This is a genomic window from Streptomyces sp. NPDC001450 (genome assembly GCF_053597295.1).
Genome location: NZ_JBSFHY010000014.1, coordinates 136414 through 158680, shown reverse-complemented (window position 1 = coordinate 158680; position 22267 = coordinate 136414). Strand labels below are relative to the sequence as shown.

Annotated in this window: 18 protein-coding genes; 11 read left to right on the top strand and 7 right to left on the bottom strand. The window is 71.8% G+C overall.

Features of this window, described 5'->3' with window-relative positions; translation table 11 throughout:
- Nucleotides 1–13 precede the first annotated feature (13 nt).
- Complete coding sequence (locus ACWC5O_RS17935; RefSeq protein ID WP_450587664.1) at nucleotides 14–1540, top strand: acyl-CoA synthetase; 1527 nt, start codon at nucleotides 14–16, stop codon at nucleotides 1538–1540.
- 8 nt (nucleotides 1541–1548) lie between these two features.
- Here ACWC5O_RS17935 and ACWC5O_RS17930 read toward each other — a convergent pair whose 3' ends face one another.
- The 4 genes from ACWC5O_RS17930 to paaK all read right to left on the bottom strand — a co-directional run bounded on the left by ACWC5O_RS17930 (nucleotide 1549) and on the right by paaK (nucleotide 5772).
- Nucleotides 1549–2499, bottom strand: a complete 951-nt coding sequence (locus tag ACWC5O_RS17930; protein WP_450587663.1) for a hypothetical protein — start codon at nucleotides 2497–2499, stop codon at nucleotides 1549–1551.
- A 12-nt stretch (nucleotides 2500–2511) separates the two neighbouring features.
- On the bottom strand, nucleotides 2512–3429 hold the full coding sequence (locus ACWC5O_RS17925; protein WP_450587661.1) for a TIGR03620 family F420-dependent LLM class oxidoreductase: 918 nt from the start codon (nucleotides 3427–3429) through the stop codon (nucleotides 2512–2514).
- Nucleotides 3430–3542: 113 nt separating this feature from the next.
- Nucleotides 3543–4364, bottom strand: a complete 822-nt coding sequence (locus tag ACWC5O_RS17920; protein ID WP_450587749.1) for an ABATE domain-containing protein — start codon at nucleotides 4362–4364, stop codon at nucleotides 3543–3545.
- Between the two features lie 112 nt (nucleotides 4365–4476).
- The gene (gene paaK, locus ACWC5O_RS17915; RefSeq protein ID WP_450587659.1) at nucleotides 4477–5772 is read right to left on the bottom strand and encodes a phenylacetate--CoA ligase PaaK; all 1296 of its coding nucleotides are present in this window, start codon (nucleotides 5770–5772) and stop codon (nucleotides 4477–4479) included.
- 150 nt (nucleotides 5773–5922) lie between these two features.
- Between paaK and ACWC5O_RS17910 the strand changes: the two genes are divergently transcribed.
- Both ACWC5O_RS17910 and ACWC5O_RS17905 read left to right on the top strand, forming a co-directional pair.
- Nucleotides 5923–6381, top strand: coding sequence for a hypothetical protein (locus ACWC5O_RS17910; protein ID WP_450587657.1), 459 nt, complete (start codon nucleotides 5923–5925; stop codon nucleotides 6379–6381).
- A gap of 50 nt (nucleotides 6382–6431) precedes the next feature.
- The gene (locus ACWC5O_RS17905) at nucleotides 6432–7304 is read left to right on the top strand and encodes an alpha/beta fold hydrolase (protein WP_450587655.1); all 873 of its coding nucleotides are present in this window, start codon (nucleotides 6432–6434) and stop codon (nucleotides 7302–7304) included.
- Here ACWC5O_RS17905 and ACWC5O_RS17900 read toward each other — a convergent pair.
- Together ACWC5O_RS17900 and ACWC5O_RS17895 are read right to left on the bottom strand one after the other, a co-directional pair.
- Nucleotides 7273–9033: a sulfatase gene (locus ACWC5O_RS17900; protein ID WP_450587654.1), complete on the bottom strand. Its 1761-nt coding sequence runs from the start codon at nucleotides 9031–9033 to the stop codon at nucleotides 7273–7275. The genes ACWC5O_RS17905 and ACWC5O_RS17900 overlap by 32 nt on opposite strands.
- 162 nt (nucleotides 9034–9195) lie before the next feature.
- Nucleotides 9196–10806 carry an acyl-CoA synthetase gene (locus ACWC5O_RS17895; protein ID WP_450587653.1) on the bottom strand — a complete coding sequence of 537 codons (1611 nt, stop codon included), beginning with the start codon at nucleotides 10804–10806 and terminating at the stop codon, nucleotides 9196–9198.
- A 187-nt stretch (nucleotides 10807–10993) separates the two neighbouring features.
- Here ACWC5O_RS17895 and ACWC5O_RS17890 point away from each other — a divergent pair, with 187 nt between their 5' ends.
- The 8 genes from ACWC5O_RS17890 to ACWC5O_RS17855 all read left to right on the top strand — a co-directional run bounded on the left by ACWC5O_RS17890 (nucleotide 10994) and on the right by ACWC5O_RS17855 (nucleotide 20223).
- Nucleotides 10994–11794, top strand: a complete 801-nt coding sequence (locus ACWC5O_RS17890; RefSeq protein ID WP_450587651.1) for a crotonase/enoyl-CoA hydratase family protein — start codon at nucleotides 10994–10996, stop codon at nucleotides 11792–11794.
- Nucleotides 11795–11974: 180 nt separating this feature from the next.
- Nucleotides 11975–12925 carry a Zn-ribbon domain-containing OB-fold protein gene (locus tag ACWC5O_RS17885; protein WP_450587649.1) on the top strand — a complete coding sequence of 317 codons (951 nt, stop codon included), beginning with the start codon at nucleotides 11975–11977 and terminating at the stop codon, nucleotides 12923–12925.
- Nucleotides 12922–14004, top strand: coding sequence for a thiolase domain-containing protein (locus ACWC5O_RS17880; RefSeq protein ID WP_450587648.1), 1083 nt, complete (start codon nucleotides 12922–12924; stop codon nucleotides 14002–14004). The genes ACWC5O_RS17885 and ACWC5O_RS17880 overlap by 4 nt, the downstream gene beginning before the upstream one ends.
- On the top strand, nucleotides 14001–15167 hold the full coding sequence (locus ACWC5O_RS17875) for a thiolase domain-containing protein (RefSeq protein ID WP_450587647.1): 1167 nt from the start codon (nucleotides 14001–14003) through the stop codon (nucleotides 15165–15167). The genes ACWC5O_RS17880 and ACWC5O_RS17875 overlap by 4 nt, the downstream gene beginning before the upstream one ends.
- Nucleotides 15168–15249: 82 nt before the next feature.
- On the top strand, nucleotides 15250–15492 hold the full coding sequence (locus ACWC5O_RS17870) for a DUF397 domain-containing protein (protein WP_450587645.1): 243 nt from the start codon (nucleotides 15250–15252) through the stop codon (nucleotides 15490–15492).
- Nucleotides 15493–15632: 140 nt separating this feature from the next.
- Complete coding sequence (locus ACWC5O_RS17865) at nucleotides 15633–16553, top strand: universal stress protein (protein WP_450587643.1); 921 nt, start codon at nucleotides 15633–15635, stop codon at nucleotides 16551–16553.
- A gap of 222 nt (nucleotides 16554–16775) precedes the next feature.
- On the top strand, nucleotides 16776–19670 hold the full coding sequence (locus tag ACWC5O_RS17860; protein WP_450587642.1) for an ATP-binding protein: 2895 nt from the start codon (nucleotides 16776–16778) through the stop codon (nucleotides 19668–19670).
- Nucleotides 19671–19725: 55 nt separating this feature from the next.
- On the top strand, nucleotides 19726–20223 hold the full coding sequence (locus ACWC5O_RS17855) for a hypothetical protein (protein ID WP_450587641.1): 498 nt from the start codon (nucleotides 19726–19728) through the stop codon (nucleotides 20221–20223).
- 13 nt (nucleotides 20224–20236) lie between these two features.
- Here the strand turns inward: ACWC5O_RS17855 and ACWC5O_RS17850 are convergent, their stop codons facing one another.
- Entirely contained in the window at nucleotides 20237–22207 is a 1971-nt protein-coding gene (locus tag ACWC5O_RS17850) for an N-acetylmuramoyl-L-alanine amidase (RefSeq protein ID WP_450587640.1), read from the bottom strand.
- Nucleotides 22208–22267 lie beyond the last annotated feature (60 nt).

Below are 22267 nucleotides of genomic sequence, written 5' to 3'. Positions count from 1 at the left end.
AGGATCGGCTGTCATGACGCAGGGACACGGCAGCACGGTCGACGGGGTGCTGCGGCGCAGCGCCCGGCGCACCCCGGCGCGCGTCGCGCTGGAGTACGGCGAACGCACCTGGACGTACGAGGAACTCGACGCCGCCGTCTCCCGTGCGGCGGGCCTCCTCCGCGCCGAGGGGCTCGCCCCAGGCGACCGGGTGGGCGCCTACGGCCACAACTCCGACGCCTACCTGATCGCCTTCCTCGCCTGCGCCCGCGCCGGCCTGGTCCACGTGCCGGTCAACCAGAACCTGACCGGCGCCGACCTGGCGTACATCGTCGGCCAGTCGGGCAGCACGCTGGTGCTCGCCGATCCGGACATCGCTGGGCAACTGCCCGACAGCGTACGGATGTTGCCCTTGCGAAACTCGGACGACTCCTTCCTCGCCCGGCTGGCCGAGGCACCCCCGTACGACGGGCCCGAACCGCGCACCGAGGACCTGGTGCAGCTGCTGTACACCTCCGGCACCACCGCCCTGCCCAAGGGGGCGATGATGACCCACCGGGCGCTGGTCCACGAGTACCTGAGCGCGATCACCGCCCTCGACCTGAGTGCCGGCGACCGGCCCGTGCACGCGCTGCCGCTCTACCACTCGGCGCAGATGCACGTGTTCCTGCTGCCCTACCTCGCGGTCGGCGCGACCAACATCATCCTGGACGCGCCCGACGGCGACCTCCTCTTCGACCTGGTCGAGGCGGGCCGCGTGGACAGCCTGTTCGCGCCGCCCACCGTGTGGATCGGCCTCGCCAACCGGCCCGACTTCACCACCCGGGACCTGAGCGGCCTGCGCAAGGCCTACTACGGCGCGTCGATCATGCCCGTGCCGGTGCTCCAGCGGCTGCGGGAACACCTGCCCGGACTGGCCTTCTTCAACTGCTTCGGGCAGAGCGAGATCGGCCCCCTGGCCACCGTGCTCGGGCCCGACGAGCACGAGGGCCGGCTGGACTCCTGCGGCCGGACCGTCCTGTTCGTGGACGCACGTGTCGTGGACGACAAGGGAGAGGACGTGCCCGACGGCACGCCCGGCGAAATCGTCTACCGCTCACCCCAGTTGTGCGAGGGTTACTGGGACAAGCCCGAGGAGACCGCCGAGGCCTTCCGGGACGGCTGGTTCCACTCCGGCGACCTCGCGGTACGCGACCCGGACGGCTACTTCACCATCGTCGACCGGGTGAAGGACGTCATCAACTCCGGTGGCGTGCTGGTGGCTTCGCGCCAGGTCGAGGATGCCCTCTACGCCCACGAGTCCGTCGCCGAGACCGCCGTGATCGGCCTGCCCGACGAGCGGTGGATCGAGGCCGTCACCGCGGTCGTCGTCCCACGAGGCGAGGTGACGGAGGACCAGCTCATCTCCCACGTACGGGAGAAACTCGCCTCCTTCAAGGCACCCAAGCGGATCCTGTTCGTCGACGAGCTGCCGCGCAACGCCAGCGGCAAGATCCTCAAGCGCGAGCTGCGCGACCGGTTCGGCGGCCAGGGCGACAGCGCTTCAACCAGCGCTCGCTGACGCCGTGTTCAGGGGCCGTCGGGAACGAGGTTGTTCGCGCTGAGCAGGTTGCCGCCGACCGGAACGCCGATCGACTTGCGCAGTTCTCCGATGCCCGGATCGCGGACGGACACGGTCAGGGTGTAGGTCGGCTGTCCGGTGATGGTGTTCGAGGAGTCGATCGGCGGCTGGAGCCCCTTCCACACGGCGTTGCCGTCGTAGCCCGGGCACAGGGCTCGTACCGGCAGCGTGATCTCTCCGCTGCCGCCGCCGGTCAGGTCGATGTGTGTCTTGTCCTCGCGGCCGGTCTTCCCGGGGGAGTTCCAGGTGACGGGGAGGCCGTGTGCGCCGGCGACCAGTCCGTCCGGGCCCTCGATCTCCACCGCGGCTCCCTCCCCGCCCAGGGTCCGGGACACCTTGAGGGGTCCCTTCGGGCCTTGCGCGAAGAGCAGCCCGATGGAGAAACCGCCGGGAGTGCGGCCGGGCTGCGAGTAGCCGTAGGAGCCGAGTTCGAGCTGCGGGCCGGGGTGTGGGGTGGCCTGCGGCGCGGGTGAGGAGGCGGCTGCGGGGAGCGGGAAGTGGTGGTGGCCCTTGGTTCCGCACTGATCGCCGTCGGAGGTCCCGCCTCCCGGCAGTGCCACGGCCTTGGCCGGGCCCGACGCGGGCGGCCTGTCCCACGACAACAGGCCCTGCTGGTAGGCGCCTACGAGCACGACGGCCGCCACGGCCATCCACGGGATCACCGCACCGGCCCTGTCGCGGAACGCGCGCCCCTTCGGCCTCCGGCCCTTCCGCTCTGCCTTGAGTACGTTCCGCAGTCGCCGGTTCATCATCCTGGCCCGTGCCGACGGCTCCTTCGGCGCGGCGGCGCCGTCGCCTTCGGCGGTGTCCCGCAGGAACTTCGCCCACTGCTCGTCGGATATGGAGGAGTGGTCCTCCGGTCCCCCGTCGGATCCTTCGGGGGGCTGGATGCTGCTCACGGGGCGAACCCTTCACTGGCGTGGGGCTGGGCCCCGGGCGTTTCCGTCATCATGCAGGGCCTCGGCGAGCAGGCGCCACTGTGGCAGCGCCGAGGTGCCCGGCTCGATGCCGATCACCTGCACGGTCACATGGTCGGCGCCCGCCCCGGTGTGGCCGCGCAGCTTCCGTACGACGGTGTCCGGGTCGCCCCAGAACACGAGGTCGTCCACGAGGCGGTCGCTGCCGCCGGCGCAGAGGTCGTCGTCCGTGTAGCCGAGCCTGCGGAACTTCGCCAGGTTGTACGGGGTGTTGAGGTAGCCGTGCAGGTGCTCGCGCGCGAGGGCGCGGGCCCGGTCGGGGTCGGTCTCGAAGATCACCGCGTGCTCGACGGCGAGGAAGGCGTCCGGGCCGAGGATCTCTCTCGCCTGGGCGGTGTGGGCCGTGTTCACGTGGTAGGTCTGGGCCCCGTCCGCGCGCTCGCGCGCCAGCTCCAGCATCCGGGGGCCGTACGCGGCCAGCAGGCGCCGCATCGGGGTCTTGGGGCGTGGGTTGGGCGTCTTCGTCTCCAGGGTGTCCAGCTCGTCCAGGTACGCGGACATGGCGGCGAGCGGCTTGACCCCCGGGCGCGGCTGACCGCCGAAGCCGAGGCCGAGGACGTGCCGGTCGGGGTAGGCGTCCGCGAGCAGCGCAGCGGCGCCGTACGTCCACCGCGCCTCGCGTGACCAGATGCGGGCGATGCCGTTGACGACGCTCAGCCGCTCGGTGCAGGAGAGCAGATAGCCGGCGTGGCTGAACGCGTCCCGCCCGAGCAGTTCGGGGATCCACAGCGCTCGCCAGCCCAGTTCCTCCAGCTCCTGGACCGAGTCCCGGATCAGTGCGGCTGGTTGGTGCTCGAAGTCGAAGGTGTAGATCCCGAACGTGCCGAGCCCAAGACGCCTGTCGCCCGTCATCGTGCGCCTCCTCATGGATTGGATCACATCACTCAATCGAAATATCGCAGAATTCCGATATGACGACAAGGGGAGGGCCATGAGGGAGAGTCATGCGGGTGGAGCTGGGGCGGCTAGAGCGTCTGGCCCAGTTCCGCGACGAGGTGGGCGATGCGCTGCTCGTCCCGCTTGTAGTGGGTCCACTTGCCGACGCGGGTCGCCCGCACCAGCCCGGCGCGCTGGAGTTCGGCCATATAGGCCGACACGGTGGACTGGGCCAGTCCCGCCTTCGCCTGGATGTGGCTCACGCACACACCCACCTCGGCCGGATCGGCGATCGCCGCCTCCATGGGGAAGTGCCGCTCGGGCTCGCGCAGCCACTGCAGTATCTGCAGCCGCATCGGATTGGACAGCGCCCGCAATGCGCCGACCAGCTCCGGATCCGGGGAGAGGACGGTGTCGGTCATGCATCCGGAGTATAGGTTCGCCGCCGACGTTTCGAGGTACGTCGATGCGGCCGGGGGCCCGGGAGCGCCAGCGGCGGGTGCCGGGGAGGTGATCAGGTCCGGGGCGTCGCGGGCCATGAGCGCGAGGGTGGCGCGGACGGGGTCGTCGGCCTGCCGCTCCAGCGGGTCCGAAGGGCCGGGGCCGGGCACGGGAACGGCGTGTGCGGTGGCCCGGTCGACCTGCTCGCGGGCCCGGGCGTCGGGGGCTCGGTCCGCTCGGGCGGCGCCCATCAGGGGGTGGACCGCCTCGCGCAGTTCCTGCGCCGTGCGCACCGGGACGGCATCGGCGTCGCCGGTCTCGGCGGGGCAGGGGCCGCACTGCCGTACCCAGGCGGCCAGGGACTCGATGTCGGGCAGTTCCTCCACGGCGCCGGTCGTGTCCCGGTGGCGCAGGGTCCGGACGAAGTTCGGCCAGGGGTGGCCGGCGCCTTGGCGGAAGCGGGGGCGCAGGCACGTCGCCGGCTGTGATCTCCCTCGCCCGGCACCTGACCCACGGCCGGACGACGCCCGAGGCAGCCGAAGGCACCGAGGACGCCGTACCGGCAGGCCCGTGCCGTGACCGCTAGCGCGGGCGCAGATCCACGATCCGACGGATCTTGCCCACGGACCGCTCCAGCGACTCCGGCTCCACGATCTCCACGTCCACGGACACGCCGACGCCGTCCTTCACGGCCGCGGCGATGGACAGGGCCGCCGCCTCCCGTGCCTCGGGGGTGGCGCCCGGGCGGGCCTCGGCGCGTACGGTGAGCGCGTCGAGGCGGCCCTCGCGGGTGAGGCGCAGCTGGAAGTGCGGGGCCACGCCAGGGGTGCGCAGCACGATCTCCTCGATCTGGGTCGGGAACAGGTTGACCCCGCGCAGGATCACCATGTCGTCGCTGCGCCCGGTGATCTTCTCCATCCGCCGGAACACCCGGGCCGTGCCGGGCAGCAGGCGGGTCAGGTCCCGGGTCCGGTACCGGACGATCGGCATGGCCTCCTTGGTGAGCGAGGTGAACACCAGCTCGCCCGGCTCGCCCTCCGGCAGCACCTCACCCGTGATCGGGTCGACGATCTCCGGATAGAAGTGGTCCTCCCACACATGGAGACCGTCCTTGGTCTCCACGCACTCCTGGGCGACCCCCGGACCGATCACCTCGGACAGTCCGTAGATGTCGACGGCGTCGATCGCGAACCGGTCCTCGATCTCCCGCCGCATCTGCTCGGTCCAGGGCTCGGCGCCGAAGACGCCCACCCGCAGCGAAGTGCTCCGCGGATCCACGCCCTGCCGCTCGAACTCGTCCAGCAGCGTGAGCATGTACGACGGGGTGACCATGATGATGCCGGGTTCGAGGTCCCGGATCAGCTGGACCTGGCGCGCCGTCATACCGCCGGACGCGGGGATGACCGTACATCCAAGTCGTTCGGCACCGTAGTGGGCGCCCAGCCCCCCGGTGAACAGCCCGTATCCGTAGGCCACATGCACGGTGTCACCGGGGCGCCCGCCCGCGGCCCGGATGGAACGCGCCACCATGTCGGCCCACATGGAGAGGTCGTTCTCCGTGTAGCCGACCACCGTAGGCAGTCCGGTGGTGCCGCTGGAGGCGTGGAGGCGGCGGATACGTTCGCGGGGGACGGCGAACATGCCGTACGGGTAGTGCTCCCGAAGGTCGGCCTTGGTGGTGAAGGGGAAGTGCGCCAGGTCGGCCAGCGAACGGCAGTCCTCCGGCCGGACGCCGGCCTTGTCGAAGGACTCCCGATAGAAGGGCACGTTGTCGTAGGCGTGCCGCAGCGAGGCACACAGCCGCTCCAGCTGGAGCGCCCGCAACTCCTCGGGCCCGAGCTTCTCGCCCGCGTCCAGCAGGTCCGTCGCATCCGCCATCGGGACTTCTCCCTCGTCAGCCGCACATTCCGGACGACCGATCATTCGGTCGACCCTCCGGGGCCAGTAAATTCAGATCATCCGCCTCCAGGCAAGAGGCCGGGTCGGAATTTCCCGACGGGATGTCGCACAGAATGGGCGCGTGGAGCTATGACGCGAACTGCTGCCCCCGCCCGTGCCGGCCGAGCGCTGGCGGAGCTGGGCGAGGAGATCAAGCGGATCGAGAGGCTTCTGTCCGAGGACGCGGAGGCCGGGCGCCGGGCGGTCGACGCCTTCAACGCGGCGACCGGGTACGCGTACGGGCCGTCGGACTTCCTCTGCCGGTCTGCATCGCGTGATCTGGAGGAGTTCGCTCTGGAGGCCGCTCGGCCGGCCCGGCCACGCGTCCCGGACGTCACCCGCGAGGAACTGACCGAGATCGTCCGCCGGATCCTGGCGGGATGCGCGTCGGGGGATCCCGACACCGACCACTACCTGTTGGTGTTGCAGACCAACGTCGCTCATCCCCGGGCCGCCAACCTTCTCTTTCACCCGCCCGCCCACCTGGCGGACGCCCCGCCGGAGCGGATCGTGGAGGAGCTGCTGGCCTACCGGCCCATCGCCCTGTGAGCACACAAAAACATTGCGGCCCGGCCGGGCGGGCCTGAATGATCACTGGCATGCCGACCTTCAGCGCAGCCGACGGAACCCAGCTCTCCTACCGCCTCGAGGGTGGGGGCGAGCCCCTCGCCGTCCTGCCCGGCGGGCCCATGCGTGCCTCCGTCTACCTCGGGGACCTGGGCGGGCTCGCCGCGCACCGGCGGCTGGCGCTGCTCGATCTGCGGGGTACCGGGGACTCCGGGGTGCCGGGCGATCCGGGGACGTACCGCTGTGACCGGTTGGTGGACGACGTGGAGGTGTGGCGGGCCCATATGGGGCTGGAGCACATGGATCTGGTCGCTCACTCGGCGGCCGGCAGTCTCGCGATGCTCTACGCGGCCCGCTACCCCCACCGGATACGGCGGCTCGTGCTGATCACCCCGAATCCCTCGGCCCTCGGCTTGCGGGCGACGCCCGAGGACCGGCTGGCCGCGGCCCGGCTGCGGGCCGACGAGCCGTGGTTCGCGGAGGCGTTTCCCGCGTTCGAGGCGTGGCTGACGGGGGAGGGCGACTTCGACGAGGTCTTCATGCCGTTCTTCTACGGCCGCTGGGACGATGCCGCCCGCGCGCATGACGCGGCCACGGACGAGCAGACCAACGACGAGGCGGGCGACCGGTACTTCGGCGAGGGAGCCTTCACCCCGGACGGCACCCGGGCCGCGCTCACCGCCCTGACCGCCCCGGTTCTGGTGTACGCGGGCGAACTCGACGGCGGCCCCCGCCCAGACCTCGCCCGCCGCACCGCCGAGGCCTTCCCGAACGCCGAGGTCACCGTCCAGCCCGGCGCCGGCCACTACCCGTGGCTGGACGACCCGGAGCACTTCGTCCGCCGCACCCTCGCCTTCCTCGACGGGGACACGGTCAGCCCTGCCGCGGACCGTACGCCCGCATGAAGCGGTCGCGGAACTTGTTCATCGGCCAGATCGGAGCGTCCGCCGCCGGCTTCAGGCCCTCCGTCCAGCCCCAGTCGGAGACGCGGTCCAGCACCTCGGGGTCGTGGGCGACGATGGTGACGGGCACGTCCTTGCGGGGGCTGCCCGCGGTGACGGTCGGCACCGGCTGGTGGTCGCCGAGGAAGACCAGGACCGTGTTCTTGTCGCCGTAGCGCTGCACGAACTCGACGAGGCTGTGCAGCGAGTACTCGATGGCGTTCCGGTACTCGGTGCGCACGCTCTCGGGGTTCTTCCAGACCTCCTTCGGATCCTTGCCCTCCTTCTTGACGCGGTGGAAGACCGAGCCGTCGCCGAGGTCCTTCCAGTCGATCATGTGGGCGACGGGCGCCCAGGGGTTGTGGCTGGAGGCGAGGATGATCTCCGCCATCAGCGGTCCCCGGTCCTTCTTGCCGAACTCCAGCCGGTTGAAGGCCTCCAGGCTGAACTGGTCCGGCACGGGCGTCCAGCTGAAGTAGGGGCCGTGGTAGCCGAGGTGCGTGGAGTCGTAGATGTGGTCCAGGCCGAAGAACCTGCCCTCCGGCCAGGCGTACCGCACGCCCGGCACCACGCCGACCGTGCGCCAGGCGCCGGTCTCGTGGAAGTACTTGCTGAGGGTCATCCGGTCGCTGGAGGTGACGGTCCGGTACCGCTGCTGGTTCTTGACCCACAGGCCGGACAGGAAGGTCGTGTGGCACAGCCAGCTGCCCGCGCCCGTCACCGGGGACCGGAGCCAGCCGCTGCGGGCCTCGAATCCCGCCGCCTTCAGGGCGGCCGTACCCTCCTTCAGCACCGTACCGATCCGCGGCGCCATCGCCGGGTCCTCGATCGCCGTACGGCCGTAGCTCTCGATGAAGGTGAACAGGACGTCCTTGCCGCGCAGGCCGGTCAGCAACTGGTCGCGCGGCGTGTCGGCGAAGGCGTCGACGGCGGCCTCCTCGCGGAAGACCCGGGCATCCTCGAGGCCCGCGCGCACCTGCTCGACCCGGTTGTTCACGATGACGGCGTTGATCTTGGAGGCGATCGGCACGTCACCGATCTGCAGGCTGAGCGTGACGCAGGTGATCCACGCGGTGCCCAGCACCAGGGTGCTGCGGGTGGCCACTTGGCGGTGCCGGGCCATCAGGCCGGTCAGCCGGACCGTGGCGAGCGTGGTGAGGAGGAGGACCGCGACGGCGAGCAACAGGGCGCCGGTGATCGCGAGCAGCTGGCCGGTCCGGCCGAGCGACTCCCGCAGGAAGTCCGTCGCGTTGCCGAGCAGGCCCCAGTCCATCACCAGGTTGAACGGCCGCACCAGCACCGCGTAGAAGCCCATGTCGACGCACTTGAGGATGGTCAGCAGACCGAGCAGCAGCCCGGTGACCACCGCCGCGATCCGTCGGCCCCGCGGTGGCAGCACCAGGAGCAGGCCGGCCAGCAGGATCCCCTCCGCGGGGATGCGCAGGAACGTGGAGAAGGCCAGCCCGTCGAGCCGGTTCGGCAACAGCAGCGCGCCCAGCACGAGGGCGGCCGCGAGGACCGTCGTCCCCACGCCCACGCCCCGCGCGAGCCGGGGGTGGTGCAGGCGCCAACCGAACCAGCCGGGGCGGGAGCCCGTCGGCGAACCCTTCGGGATGCCCTCCCCGCTCCCCTCCTCCTCGGTGTCCGACTTCCCTTGGCGGCCCGGCAGTTGACGAGGGATGAGGTGCGACACCCGAAGGGTCCTTCCGTGCGTGGCGCGGTCCCGGCCGCGACGGGCCGGAACCACGAGGCCGACGCCGTCATCACCCGTACGGCCGACCTTCGCCGTCCGTTCAACCGTGGCGCACACAGTACGCGGCTCGGGCTGCACGTCAGTGATGGGACACCCCGTGCCCTAGCGGTCCGCGGCCACCGCCACCTCGCGCGCCCACCGGTAGTCCGCCTTGCCGCTCGGTGACCGCTGGATGGAGTCCGTGATCACCAGCTGGCGCGGGATCTTGTAGCCGGCCAGCCGGGTGCGGCAGTGGTCCTGGATGTCGGTCAGCGAGGGGTGCCGGGCTCCTTCGCGCAGTTGCACCACGGCCGCCACATGGTTGCCCCACGTGGCGTCCGGCACCCCGGCGACCAGCGCGTCGTACACGTCCGGATGGGCCTTGAGGGCCTGTTCGACCTCCTCCGGGTACACCTTCTCGCCCCCGGTGTTGATGCACTGCGAGCCCCGGCCGAGGACGGTGACCACACCCTCCTCGTCCACCGTCGCCATGTCGCCGAGCAGCACCCAGCGCTGCCCGTCCTTCTCGAAGAACGTCTCGGCGGTTTTGCTCGGGTCGTTGTAGTAGCCGAGCGGCACATGGCCGCACTGCGCGACCCGGCCGATCTCGCCCACGGCCACTGGCTCGTAATGCGCGGGATCCACCACCTGTGTACGGGAGTTGACCCGGATGCGGAAACCTCGCTCGGGTCCCGAGTCTTCCGTCGCCGTACCGTTGAAGCCGGACTCGGAGGAGCCGAAGTTGTTCAGCAGCAGAGCGTTCGGGACCAGTTCCCGGAACTGCCGGCGCACGGTCTCCGACATGATCGCGCCCGACGAGGAGACGCTGAACAAGGCCGAGCAGTCCGTACCCTTCATCGGGCCGCCGAGCGCGTCGATCAGCGGCCGGAGCATCGCGTCGCCGACCAGCGACATGCTGGTGACCTTCTCCTTCTCGACGGTCCGCAGCACCTCCTCCGGCACGAACTTGCGGTGCAGGACGACTCGTTGGCCGAAGTTGAAGCCGATGAACGCCGTGAGGGTGGACGTGCCGTGCATCAGCGGGGGAGTGGGGAAGAAGGTGATCCCCGACCCGCCCGCCGCGACCCGCTCGGCCAGCTCCTTCGGGCTCTTCACCGGCTCACCCGTCGGCGCCCCGCCGCCCAGTCCCGCGAAGAACAGGTCTTCTTGGCGCCACATCACCCCCTTGGGCATGCCGGTCGTGCCGCCGGTGTAGATGATGAACTGGTCGTCTCCCGACCTGACGGGAAAGCCTCGCTCGGGCGAACCGGACGCCTCCGCCTCGGTGAACGGGACGGCGCCGGGCACTTCTGCGGGAGCGCCCACCCGCAGCAGATGCCGCAGCTTCGAGGCTCGTGGCAGTGCCGCCGCCACCCGGTCGCCGAACTCCCCGTCGAAGGCCAGCGCGACCAGATCCGCGTCCCGGTAGAGATAGACCAACTCCTCCTCCACATAGCGGTAGTTCACGTTGACCGGGACGACCCGGGCCTTCAGGCAGGCCAGGACCGTCTGCAGGTACTCGACGCCGTTGTAGAGGTGGAGGCCCAGGTGCTCGCCGGGGCGTATCCCGCTGTCGATCAGGTGGTGGGCGATGCGATTGGCGGCCGCGTCCAGCTCCGCGTAGGTCAGGCGGCGTTCCGCGCCGGTGCCGGGATGGTCGAGGTACACGAGAGCCTCGCGGTCCGGGACCACGTCGACGACCGACTCGAACAGATCGGCAAGGTTGTACTCCACCGCTCCTCCTGACCTCCGACGGCCTGGCGATCCACCGGTTCGCCGGTCATCAGAGCAAAGGGCGCCGTAACTGTGAAGGGTCCGCGCGAGAAAATCTGACTGCCTGTCAGAAAACCCGCGAAGTTCCCTTGAAGTGGCTCCCCGCCTACTGCAACCTGTTCTCGTTCCAACCGAGGGGAGATGGGCAATGGGTGGGACGGAACACCTCACCGTGCAGCGCGAAGGCGCCACACTGGTGCTCACGCTCAACAGGCCCGAAGCGAAGAACGCGCTCTCGCTTCCCATGCTCGTCGGTCTGTACGACGGCTGGGCCGAGGCCGACGAGGACGACGCGATCCGCTCGATCGTGCTCACCGGGGCCGGGGGCACCTTCTGTGCCGGCATGGACCTCAAGGCGCTGGCCGGGGACGGCATGGCAGGGCAGCACTACCGCGACCGGCTCAAGGCCGATCCCGACCTGCACTGGAAGGCCATGCTGCGACACCACCGCCCCCGCAAACCGGTGATCGCCGCCGTCGAGGGGTACTGCGTGGCCGGCGGCACCGAGATCCTCCAGGGCACCGACATCCGGGTCGCGGGCGAGTCCGCGACCTTCGGCCTCTTCGAGGTCCGGCGCGGCCTGTTCCCGATCGGCGGCTCGACCGTCCGGCTGCAGCGCCAGATCCCGCGCACCCACGCCCTGGAGATGCTCCTCACCGGCCGGCCGTACAGCGCGAAGGAGGCGGCCGCCATCGGGCTGATCGGGCAGGTCGTCCCCGACGGCACCGCAGTCGCGAGGGCGCTGGAGATCGCCGAGCAGATCAACGCCTGTGGACCGCTCGCCGTGGAGGCCGTCAAGGCGTCGGTGTACGAGACCGCCGAGATGACCGAGACCGACGGACTCGCCGCCGAACTCGCCCGTGGCTGGCCGGTCTTCGACACCGCCGACGCCAAGGAAGGCGCCCGCGCCTTCGCGGAGAAGCGGCCCCCCGTCTACAAGCGCGCGTAGCGGCTCCGCCGGGTTGGCGGTCGACGAGCGCCGTTCGCGGGACCGCGGGCCGCCGTGGCCGGTCTCCCCGCCGCGGAGCCGCCCATCGATACGGCCCCGCGCTCCCTCCGGGGCGCGCCCGTACCGGCCGCTCAGCCCCCCCGGCCCCAGCACGCCGACTTCCCAAGGAGGCAGCTTCCGATGCACGAAGTCCTCAAAGCCCCGCTCGTCGTCGAGTTTCCCTTCACCCGCTCGCTCGGCCCCGTCCAGAGCGCCTTCCTCACGGGACTGCGCGAACGTGTCGTCCTCGGGGTGAAGACCACCGACGGGCGCACGCTCGTCCCGCCCGTCGAGTACGACCCCGTCACCGCCGAGGAGATCCGCGACCTGGTGGAGGTCTCCTCCACGGGCACGGTCACCACCTGGGCCTGGAACCACGAGCCCCGCCGGGGCCAGCCCCTCACCACTCCCTTCGCCTGGGTCCTGGTCCGGCTCGACGGTGCCGACACCGCCCTGCTGCACGCCCTGGACGCCCCAGGACCAGACGCCGTGCACACCGGCATGCGGGTGCGGATCCGCTGGGCCCGGGAACGCACCGGCGCCATCACCGACATCGCCTGCTTCGAGCCGTACGACGGCGAACCGGACCAACCGGGCGGCCACACCGGCGAGTTCGAGAACCCGCTCACCGGGATCGTCGCCCACGCCCGCCTCGACTACACCTACTCGCCCGGCCGCGCCCAGACCGACTACATCAACGCCCTCTCCGATCAGCGGTCCGTCGGCGAGCGCTGCCCCTCCTGCCACAAGGTGTACATCCCGCCGAGGGGTGCCTGCCCCACATGTGGCGTGGCCACATCCGAACAGGTCGTGGTGGGTCCCAGTGGCACGGTCACCACCTTCTGCATCGTCAACATCAAGGCTGCTCATACGGCGAATCTCGACATCGAGGTGCCGTACGTCTACGCGCACATCGCCCTCGACGGCGCCGACCTGGCCCTGCACGCCCGCATCGGCGGGATCCCGTACGACGAGGTGCGCATGGGCCTGAGGGTCGAGCCGGTGTGGACGCCGGGAGCGCGCTACCCCGACCACTACCGCCCGACCGGCGAACCCGACGCCGACTACGACACCTACAAGGAGCTGCTGTGACACGGGAGATCGCGGTCGTCGCCTTCGCCCAGACCGACCACCGGCGCTCCACCGAGGAGTCCTCCGAGGTCGAGATGCTCATGCCGGTGCTGCACCAGGTCCTGGCCCGGACCGGGCTGAAGACCGCCGACATCGGCTTCACCTGCTCCGGCTCCAGCGACTACCTCGCCGGCCGGGCCTTCTCCTTCACCCTCGCCCTCGACGGTGTCGGTGCCTGGCCGCCCATCTCCGAGTCGCACGTCGAGATGGACGGCGCCTGGGCACTGTACGAGGCATGGACCAAGCTGCTGACGGGAGATGCCGACACCGCCTTGGTGTACTCCTACGGCAAGTCCTCTCCCGGATCCGTACGAGACGTCCTGACCCGCCAGTTGGACCCGTACTACGTGGCCCCCCTGTGGCCGGACTCGGTCGCGCTCGCCGCCCTCCAGGCCCAGGCGCTCATCGACGCGGGCGACACGGACGAGCCCGCCCTTGCCGCGATCGGAGCGCGGAGCCGCGAGTCCGCCCGCACCAACTCCCACGCTCAGCTCGTGGGTTCGGTCCCGCAAGGCGACTACGTCGTACGCCCCTTGCACACCGGCGACTGCCCGCCCGTCGGCGACGGCGCCGCCGCGGTGATCCTCGCGGCGGGGGAGCGGGCCCGCGAGCTGTGCGAACGGCCCGCCTGGATCCGGGGCATCGACCACCGCATCGAGGCGCACTCCCTGGGCGTGCGCGACCTCACCGACTCGCCCTCCACGCGCCTGGCCGCCGAGAAGGCCGGGGCCTTCGAACTCCCCCGCAGCCGCGAGGGCATGGGAGGTGCGCCCACCGTCGACACCGCCGAGTTGCACGCGCCGTTCAGCGCACAGGAGGTCGTGCTGCGCAAGGCGCTCCGGCTGGACGACAGCATCCGCGTCAACCCCTCCGGGGGCGCCCTCGCCGCAAACCCGGTCATGGCCGCCGGACTCATCCGCATCGGCGAGGCCGCCGCCCGCATCCACCGCGGCGAGTCCGACCGTGCCCTCGCCCACGCCACCTCCGGCCCCTGTCTGCAGCAGAACCTGGTCGCCGTACTCGAAGGGGATCCACGATGAGCAAGGAGCCCGTGGCCGTCGTAGGAATCGGCCAGACCAAGCACGTGGCCGCCCGCCGGGACGTGTCGATCGCCGGACTCGTCCGCGAGGCGGCCGGGCGGGCACTCCAGGACGCCGAGTTGACCTGGGCCGACATCGACGCCGTCGTCATCGGCAAGGCGCCCGACTTCTTCGAGGGCGTCATGATGCCCGAGCTGTACCTCGCCGACGCCCTCGGCGCGGTCGGCAAGCCCATGCTGCGGGTGCACACCGCCGGCTCGGTCGGCGGATCCACCGCCCTCGTCGCCGCGGGCCTGGTCGCGGCCCGCGTCCACGGCACCGTGCTCACCCTCGCCTTCGAAAAACAGTCCGAGTCCAACGCCATGTGGGGCCTGTCCCTGCCCATCCCCTTCCAGCAGCCCCTGCTCGCCGGGGCGGGCGGCTTCTTCGCCCCGCACGTGCGCGCCTACATGCGGCGCAGCGGCGCCCCCGACACCGTCGGCTCGCTCGTCGCCTACAAGGACCGGCGCAACGCCCTGAAGAACCCCTACGCCCACCTCCACGAGCACGACATCACCCTGGAGAAGGTCCAGGCCTCGCCCATGCTGTGGGACCCGATCCGCTACTCGGAGACCTGCCCGTCCTCCGACGGGGCCTGCGCCATGGTCCTCACCGACCGCGCCGGAGCCGCCCGTGCGCCCCGGCCGCCCGCCTGGATGCTCGGCGGCGCCATGCGCAGCGAGCCGACCCTGTTCGCGGGCAAGGACTTCGTCTCCCCGCAGGCCGGCAAGGACTGCGCCGCCGACGTCTACCGGCAGGCCGGCATCGCCGACCCGCGCCGGGACATCGACGCCGTCGAGATGTACGTGCCGTTCTCCTGGTACGAGCCCATGTGGCTGGAGAACCTTGGCTTCGCCGAGGAGGGCGGCGGCTGGAAGCTCACCGAGTCCGGGGTGACCGAGCTGGACGGGGACCTGCCCGTCAACATGTCGGGCGGGGTGCTCTCCGCCAACCCCATCGGCGCCTCCGGCATGATCCGCTTCGCCGAGGCCGCCCTTCAGGTGCGCGGCCAGGCCGGGCAACACCAGGTGGAGGGCGCCCGCAAGGTGCTCGGGCACGCCTACGGCGGCGGTTCGCAGTTCTTCTCCATGTGGCTCGTCGGAGCCGAGCCCCCCGACTCCTGAAAGGTCCTCACGACACGGCCTGTCCGCCGTGGGAAGCGGTCGCTAGGCTGACCGCGGACGACGAACCGGGAGGAGCACGGACGTGGCCGAGACCACCACCCAGCAGCAGCCGCTCGTGGGCTGGCACAAGCCGGAGCTGGACCTCAGCAGGGCCGAGTGGCAGTCCAGCAGCCGAGGGCTGGGCGATGTCCAGATCGCCTTTGTCGAGGGCTTCATCGCCATGCGCAACAGCGGCCGCCCGGAAAGCCCTTCCCTGATCTTCACCCCCGCCGAGTGGGGCGCCTTCGTCTCCGGCGCACGGGAAGGTGAGTTCGACCTGACCTGAGTGACCTCGTGCCGCGAGCCGAACCGGGGAGTGTTCGGCGCGGATTTCCGGACACGCGATCGACAGCGCCCCGTCGGGGCCGACGCCTGAGCGAGGCTGGCACCGACAAGGGGAAGGTCGCGTTCCGGAGGTGAGGGAAGATGAGCAGTGCGCCGGTCATCGCCGCGGTGGACGGTTCCGAGGACAGCCTGCGGGCGCTGGAGTGGGCCGTGGACGCCGCCCGCCGTCGCGCGGCGCCGCTGCGGGTGGTGCACGTACGGCAGTACGCCGCCTGGGGACAGGCCGACGTCCTGGTCGCCGGGCCCCCCGACACGCAGGGCGACCCGGTGCTCGACGAGGTCCGCGACCTGCTGCGGGACCGCGCCGACGCACAGACCGTGGAGTACGTCGCGCTGGAGGGCGTACCGGGCGCGGTGCTGCCCGAACTCGGCGTGGACGCCCAGCTGTTGGTCCTCGGCTCACGCGGCCGCGGCGGCTTCGCCAGCCTGCTGCTCGGCTCCAACAGCCTGGCCGCCGCGCGCGACGCCGAGTGCCCGGTGGTCGTCGTGCCCCGGCCCGACCGCGAGGTCCACGGAGACGGCCCGGCCGAGCCCGGGCCCCGGGTGGTCGTCGGCCTGCACGTCGACAGCCCCGACGAGGACACCCTCGGCCTCGCCTTCGCCGAGGCCGCTCTGCGCGGGGCCCGCGTCGAGGTGATCGCCGCGTACCCGTGGCCGGTGCAGACCTGGGCCGCGCCCGGCCAGCTGGTACCGCCCCCGATCGACCAGGCCTCCGTCGAGAACGAGACCCGGACCCTCGCCGCGAGTTTCCTGGCCCCGCACCGGGAGCACCATCCGGACGTCCGCGCCGACGTCGCGGCCGTGCCCGGTGACGCGGCCGGTCACCTCGTCGCCGCCTCGAAGGGCGCCGACCTGCTCGTCGTCGGCCGCCACCGGCGACGCCTGCTCGCCCCCGCCCGCATGATGGGCTCGGTCACCCAGGCGGTCCTGCTGCACGCGGCGAGCCCGATCGCGGTGGTACCGCCGGAACCGACGGGGGAGGCCCACGAATCCGTCCGGTGACCGCCAGGTCCGGGCCCGGCCGCACAGTGGCGGTCAGGCGCGTGGTCAGGATCGCAACATCCCCCGAAGTACGCCACCGTCCCCGTGTGACACCACGAACGGCACCACAACCCCGCCCAGACCGGCCCGGGTCGGGCCCCGCGAGGCGTACGCTGAGGTGCCTGACGGTCACGGTGTGCGCCCGCTCCCCGCGCGGGTCGGGTGGCGTGGCGGGGGTGTGTGATGGGACAACGTATGGTGCGCAGCCGCAAGACGCTCTTCGAGCGGGAGAGTGAACTCGCCGCTGTGGAGGAGGCGTTGGGCGAGCTCACCGGCCTGCGTGCGGATGGCGCCGAGGCGGCGCGGCGCCCGCGCGGCGCCCTGCTCGCGTTCGCCGGCCGCGCGGGCATCGGCAAGACCACCCTCCTCGCCGAAGTCCGCCGCCGGGCCACCGCCCTCGGCTGTACCGTGCTGTCCGCCCGCGGCGGCGACCAGGAACAGCGCGTCGCCTTCCACGTGGCCCGCCAGCTGCTCCAGCCGCAGCTCGCCGGAGTGCCGGAGAGTGAACTGCGGTCCTCGCTGGGCAGTTGGTACGACATCGTCGGCCCCGCCCTCGGCCTGTGCGCACCCACCGAGGGCGCCCCGCCCGACCAGCAGGGCCTGCGCGACGGCCTGGACTGGGTCCTCACCCACCTCGCCGTGCGTCGCGCCCCGATGGTCCTCGTCCTCGACGACGCCCACTGGGCCGACCCCGAATCCCTGCGCTGGCTGGCCGCGTTCGCGCCCCGCGCCGAGGAACTCCCGCTGCTGGTCGTCGTCGCCTACCGGCCCGACGAACTCCCCGACCACGCCGAGTCGTTCCGCGGACTCCCCGGCCGCGCGGGCGGACGCCCCCTCGACCTGGAGCCGCTCAGCGCGGCCGCCGTCGCCCGCCTGGTCCGGGAGTTCCTCGGCGCGCACGCCGACGACGCGTTCTGCCGCGAGTGCTGGGCCGTCACAGCCGGCAACCCCTTCGAGACCGTCGAGCTGACCGCCAAGGTGCACGATCGCGGACTCATCCCCACCGAGACCGGGGCCCATCTGCTGCGCGACCTCGCCGCGGCCGTCAAGGGCACCGGCCTGATCGCCCGGCTCGAACGCCTCGGCACCTCCACCGTCCGTTTCGCCTGGGCCTGCGCCGTCCTCGGTACCGAGATCCATCCCCGGCTCGGCGCCGCCGTCGCCGGACTCGGCCACGAGGAGGCCGCCGACGCCGCCGACGCGCTGCGCGGCGCGCGCATTCTGACGGGTGTCGAGACGCTCGAATTCGTTCACCCCCTGATCGCCACCGCCGTCTACCGGGCCATCCCGTCCAGCGTGCGTGTCGCCCTGCACGGACAGGCCGCCTGGTGCGTGATCAACGACGGACAGGGCCCCTCCGCGGCCGCCCGCCACCTCCTGGAGACCCACCCCGAGGGCGACATCTGGGTCGTGCAGCAACTGCGCGCCGCCGCCGGTGAGACCCTCCGGGCCGGCGCCCCCGACGCCGCCCGCAGCTACCTCGCCCGCGCGCTGCGCGAGCCACCGCCGCCCGAGGAGCGGGGCGCCGTCCTGTACGAACTGGGCTCCGCCTCCCTGCTCACCGAACCCGCCACCACCGTCAACCACCTGCGCGCCGCCCTCGAAGAGCCCATCGCCGACCCCGAGCTGCGGCACCACATCGTCTACCGCCTCTCCCAGGTCCTCGCCCACAGCGACCGCCTCGCCGAGGCCTCCGACACCCTGGCCCGCGAGATCCGCCTGACCGGGGACGCACGGGTCAGGCTGCGCATGGTCTCCGAGCAGTTCATGTGGGACGCCTTCCGCGCCGACGAACCCGACCACCCCTCCCGCTCCCGCCGCCTGGCCAGGCTCGCGAGCCGCCTCAAGGGTCGCGACCTCACCGAGCGCTACATCATCGGGCTGCGCACCTGGGACGCCGTCCAGCGCGGCGAACCCGCCCAGGTCGCCCTCCAGCACGCCGAACGCGCCCTGGCCGGCGGCCTCGGCTGGGCCGAGTCCGACCGTGGCTTCGAGGTGCCGGTCCTGGTCGCGCTCGCCTTCATGTACGCCGACCGGCCGGGCCGCACCGAGGAGCTGTTCGCCGCCGGGATCGCCGACTTCGAGCGCCAGGGCTGGCGCGGCGCCCACCTGTCCTTCGCCTACACACTCCTCGCCTACGTCCGCTACCGGCGCGGGCGGCTCGTCGAGGCCGAGGACTTCGTCCGCGCGGGCCTCAGGCTCGCCGAACGCGTCGGCCCCGGCACGCCCGCCCACTGGTACGCCGTCGGCATCCTGATCGAGGTCCTGCTGGCCCGGGGCCGCGTCGCGGAGGCGGCACAGACCGCCGACGACTTCTGCTTCGGGGAGCCCTACCCGGCCGCCGTCGTGTTCCCCGACGCCCAGACGGTGCACGGCGAACTGCTCCTCGCCCGCGGCCTCACCCAGGACGCGGCGGCCGAACTCGCCGCCGCCGGGAGCCGCCTCGACCCGCGGGGCATCCGCAACCCCGCCTGGTGCCCCTGGCAGCTCCATCTCGCCCGCGCCGAGAGCCACGACGCCCCCGAACGAGCCCTGGCCACCGCCCTCGAAGCGGTGGCCCGTGCCCGCCAGTTCGGCGCCCCCTCCGCGATCGGACAGGCCCTGCGGACGGCGGCGGAGGTGTCCTCGGGCTCAGCGCGCGTGAAATACCTGGAGGAGTCCGTCGCCCATCTGGAGCGATCCCCGGCCGCGTACGAGCTCGCCTGCGCACTGGTCGCCCTGGGCACCGAGCTGCGCCACGCCGGCCGCCCCAGGGAAGCCGCCGAGCACCTCTACCGGGGCCTCGACACGGCCGTCCAGTGCGGCGCCGACGGCCTCGTGGACACAGCCCGCACCGAACTCGCCGCCGCCGGCCTACGCCCCCGCCGCCTCCACAGCACCGAGACCGACACCCTCACCAGCCGCGAACGCGTCGCCGCCACCCTCACGGTCCACGGCTGCACCGAGGCGGAGATCGCCGTGGAACTCCACACCGACGAGCAGAGCGTCGTACGCCTCCTCTCGGCGGTGCACCGGAAGCTGGGAACCGACCGGTCGGGGCTGGGAGCGGCGCTGGGCGGGGGGAGGACGCCGGGCTAGAGCGCGGAGGGTGCCCACACGTCGCCGAGTGTGCTCGGGCACGTACCATGGCCGCATGTCGTTCCTCCGCCGCCGCAGCGCCACTCCCGCCGGACCCGACTTCGACGTCCTGGCCATGGACCCGGGCGACTGGCCGGGCAACCTCGGCGCGGGCCTGCTGCCCGCCCCCGACGGCTCCTGCCAGGGCGTCTTTCTGCGTTACGACCTGTTCGGCGGCCGCGGCCCCGCCATGATCATCGGCAATCTCCCCGAGGGCTCCCCGGCCCGGGAGGTAGCCGAGGGCGAGGTCCCCTTCGAGGTGGGTCAGCTGCTGCTGGCGCTGGAGAACGACGAGGAGGTCACCGTCGTCGGTATCGAGGACACCCCGGTCCTCCAGGGCGACAACCTGCTGATCGTGCGGCGGCTGAAGCTCTCCGAGAGCCGGATCTCCTGCGTCCAGTTCGACCGCAGCGACGGCATCCTCGTGACCATCGCCGCCTGGGACCGCCCCATCACCGACGACCTGTACGCCCTGCTGAAGCCGCTCCCGGCGGAGCTGTTCCAGCAGGGCTGACGGCCGGTCCCGGCTAGCCGGCGGCAAGCTCCAGGCGGACGTCCGCGGCACGCACGAACTCCACCCGGTGGCCGTACTGGATCTCGTAGTACAGGTCCTTGCCGACCACGACCCGGTGCGAGTCGGTGGTGAAGGTGACCGCGTAGTAGTACTCGCCCGGGACCACGTCACCGACCACGTACTTCTGTCCGGCCGGGAGCGTGTAGGGCAGCGCCACGACCGGCTGCGCGGGCACCTCCGCCGGGTAGGCCTCCTTCTCCGGGTACGCACGGCCGTACACCGGGACGCTCGCCAGGCCCTCCTTCGGGGTGACGACGAGTCCGGACGCCGGCACCGCCGTGGGCTGCTCGGCCGGGTTCTCGAACCAGGCCTTCTGCCCGAGGTACCAGATCGCCGTCCAGTCGCCCCAGCGGTCGGCGACCGCGTACTGCTGGCCGGTGGAGACCCGCGAGGACAGATCGTTCACCCCGATGGTCGGATCCGCCTTCAGGCCGATGTCCTTGATCAGCGGGGCGTTCTCGTCGTGGTCGGAGTACAGCCGCACCTCGCTGGAGCCGTGCGCGGTGCAGGGCTCGCCCTTGGTGGTGCAGCCCGTGTACGCCGGCTGGTTGGCGGCGTAGTCCGGCCGGATCGTCACCATGCCGGAGTACTTGCCGCCCGTGGCTCTGAAGGGGTGGCCCAGCAGCTGGAAGTAGTGCCGCCAGTCCCAGTACGGGCCCGGGTCCGTGTGCATTCCGGGAATGGTGGAGGCGGTCGGGCCGGGCACGGTGTCGTGGCCCAGGATGTGCTGCCGGTCCAGCGGGATGCCGTACTTCCTGGCCAGGTACTTCACCAGGCGCGCCGAGGACCGGTACATCGCCTCCGTGTACCAGGCGTCCGGCGCCGCGAGGAAGCCCTCGTGCTCGATGCCGACCGACTTCGCGTTGATGTACCAGTTGCCCGCGTGCCAGGCCACGTCCTTCGCCTTGACGTGCTGGGCGATCAGACCGTCGGTGGAGCGGATGGTGTAGTTCCAGGACACATAGGTGGGGTCCTGGACCAGGTTCAGCACCCCGTCCCAGGTGCCCTCCGTGTCATGGATGACGATGTACTTGATGCTCTGTGAGTCCGGGCGGTCGCCGAGGTCGTGGTTGCCGTAGTCGTTGTCACCGAACTCGGAGTACGGCGCCGGGATCCACTCGCAGGACACCGAGTTCGGGCACTCGACGTCGTCTGTCGCGATCGTGCGGAGCCCCGTCCGCTTGAGCTGGGCGGTGTCGGCGGCGAGGTGCGGCTGAGCTGCGAGGGTGACCCGCTGGCCGTCGTCCGTGGTGCGCTTCTCACCCGTCCGGAGTACGTCGTAGACGTCGTCCGCGTATGTCGCCGCGGTCGCCGTGTCGTCCGCGCCGGAGAAGCGGGCCACCGCGCCGTACCAGTGGGCCGGGTCGGCGCTCGCCGGCTCGCCCAGCTCCTTCTGGGCGGCGGCGAGCAGGGCGGCGCCGCCCGCGATGTTGGCGGCCGGGTCGGTGCGCAGCTCGGCCGCGGGCAGCCCCGTCAGTTCGGCCGCCTTGGGCAGCGTCCTGAGGCGGGCCGGGAGTGCCGCGTTCTCGGGCACCTTGACGTCGGGGTGCAGGGCGGCGCGGGCGCTGTCGCCGCGGGCGTCCTCGGTGCCCTCGGCGAGGTGCTCGGTGGTGGCGAGTGCGGTGCGGGCGTCGGTGAGGTGCATCGGGCCGTAGCCGCCGGTCACACTGGGTGCCCCGGCGTGCGCGTCCCAGCGGGACTGGAGATAGGAGACGGCCAGCAGGACGCTCTGCGGCACGTGATACTCGGCGGCCGCGTCGGCGAAGGCGCGCTGGAGCCGGCCTGCCGAGGAATCCGTCGCGCTCTGGGCGGGCGCCGCGCCGAGCAGCGGGAGCAGTAAGGCGGCGGAGGCGAGCGTACCGACGCTTCGCCTCAGATGTCTGTGGCCGGGTGTGGACGTGGGGTCGGTGGCGGATCCTCGCAAGTGCGGCCTCCTGTGACGGGCGGGCGGCGGGCGTGCGGCTCCGAGCTGGACCAGTGGTAC

Coding starts and splice junctions, on each gene's coding strand:
- ACWC5O_RS17865 (WP_450587643.1), top strand. CDS start 15,633: ATGAGCAGTGCGCCGGTCATCGCCGCGGTGGACGGTTCCGAGGACAGC.
- ACWC5O_RS17905 (WP_450587655.1), top strand. CDS start 6,432: ATGCCGACCTTCAGCGCAGCCGACGGAACCCAGCTCTCCTACCGCCTC.
- ACWC5O_RS17925 (WP_450587661.1), bottom strand. CDS start 3,429: ATGACGGGCGACAGGCGTCTTGGGCTCGGCACGTTCGGGATCTACACC.
- ACWC5O_RS17885 (WP_450587649.1), top strand. CDS start 11,975: ATGCACGAAGTCCTCAAAGCCCCGCTCGTCGTCGAGTTTCCCTTCACC.
- ACWC5O_RS17860 (WP_450587642.1), top strand. CDS start 16,776: ATGGGACAACGTATGGTGCGCAGCCGCAAGACGCTCTTCGAGCGGGAG.
- ACWC5O_RS17890 (WP_450587651.1), top strand. CDS start 10,994: ATGGGTGGGACGGAACACCTCACCGTGCAGCGCGAAGGCGCCACACTG.
- ACWC5O_RS17875 (WP_450587647.1), top strand. CDS start 14,001: ATGAGCAAGGAGCCCGTGGCCGTCGTAGGAATCGGCCAGACCAAGCAC.
- ACWC5O_RS17855 (WP_450587641.1), top strand. CDS start 19,726: ATGTCGTTCCTCCGCCGCCGCAGCGCCACTCCCGCCGGACCCGACTTC.
- paaK (WP_450587659.1), bottom strand. CDS start 5,772: ATGGCGGATGCGACGGACCTGCTGGACGCGGGCGAGAAGCTCGGGCCC.
- ACWC5O_RS17910 (WP_450587657.1), top strand. CDS start 5,923: ATGACGCGAACTGCTGCCCCCGCCCGTGCCGGCCGAGCGCTGGCGGAG.
- ACWC5O_RS17935 (WP_450587664.1), top strand. CDS start 14: ATGACGCAGGGACACGGCAGCACGGTCGACGGGGTGCTGCGGCGCAGC.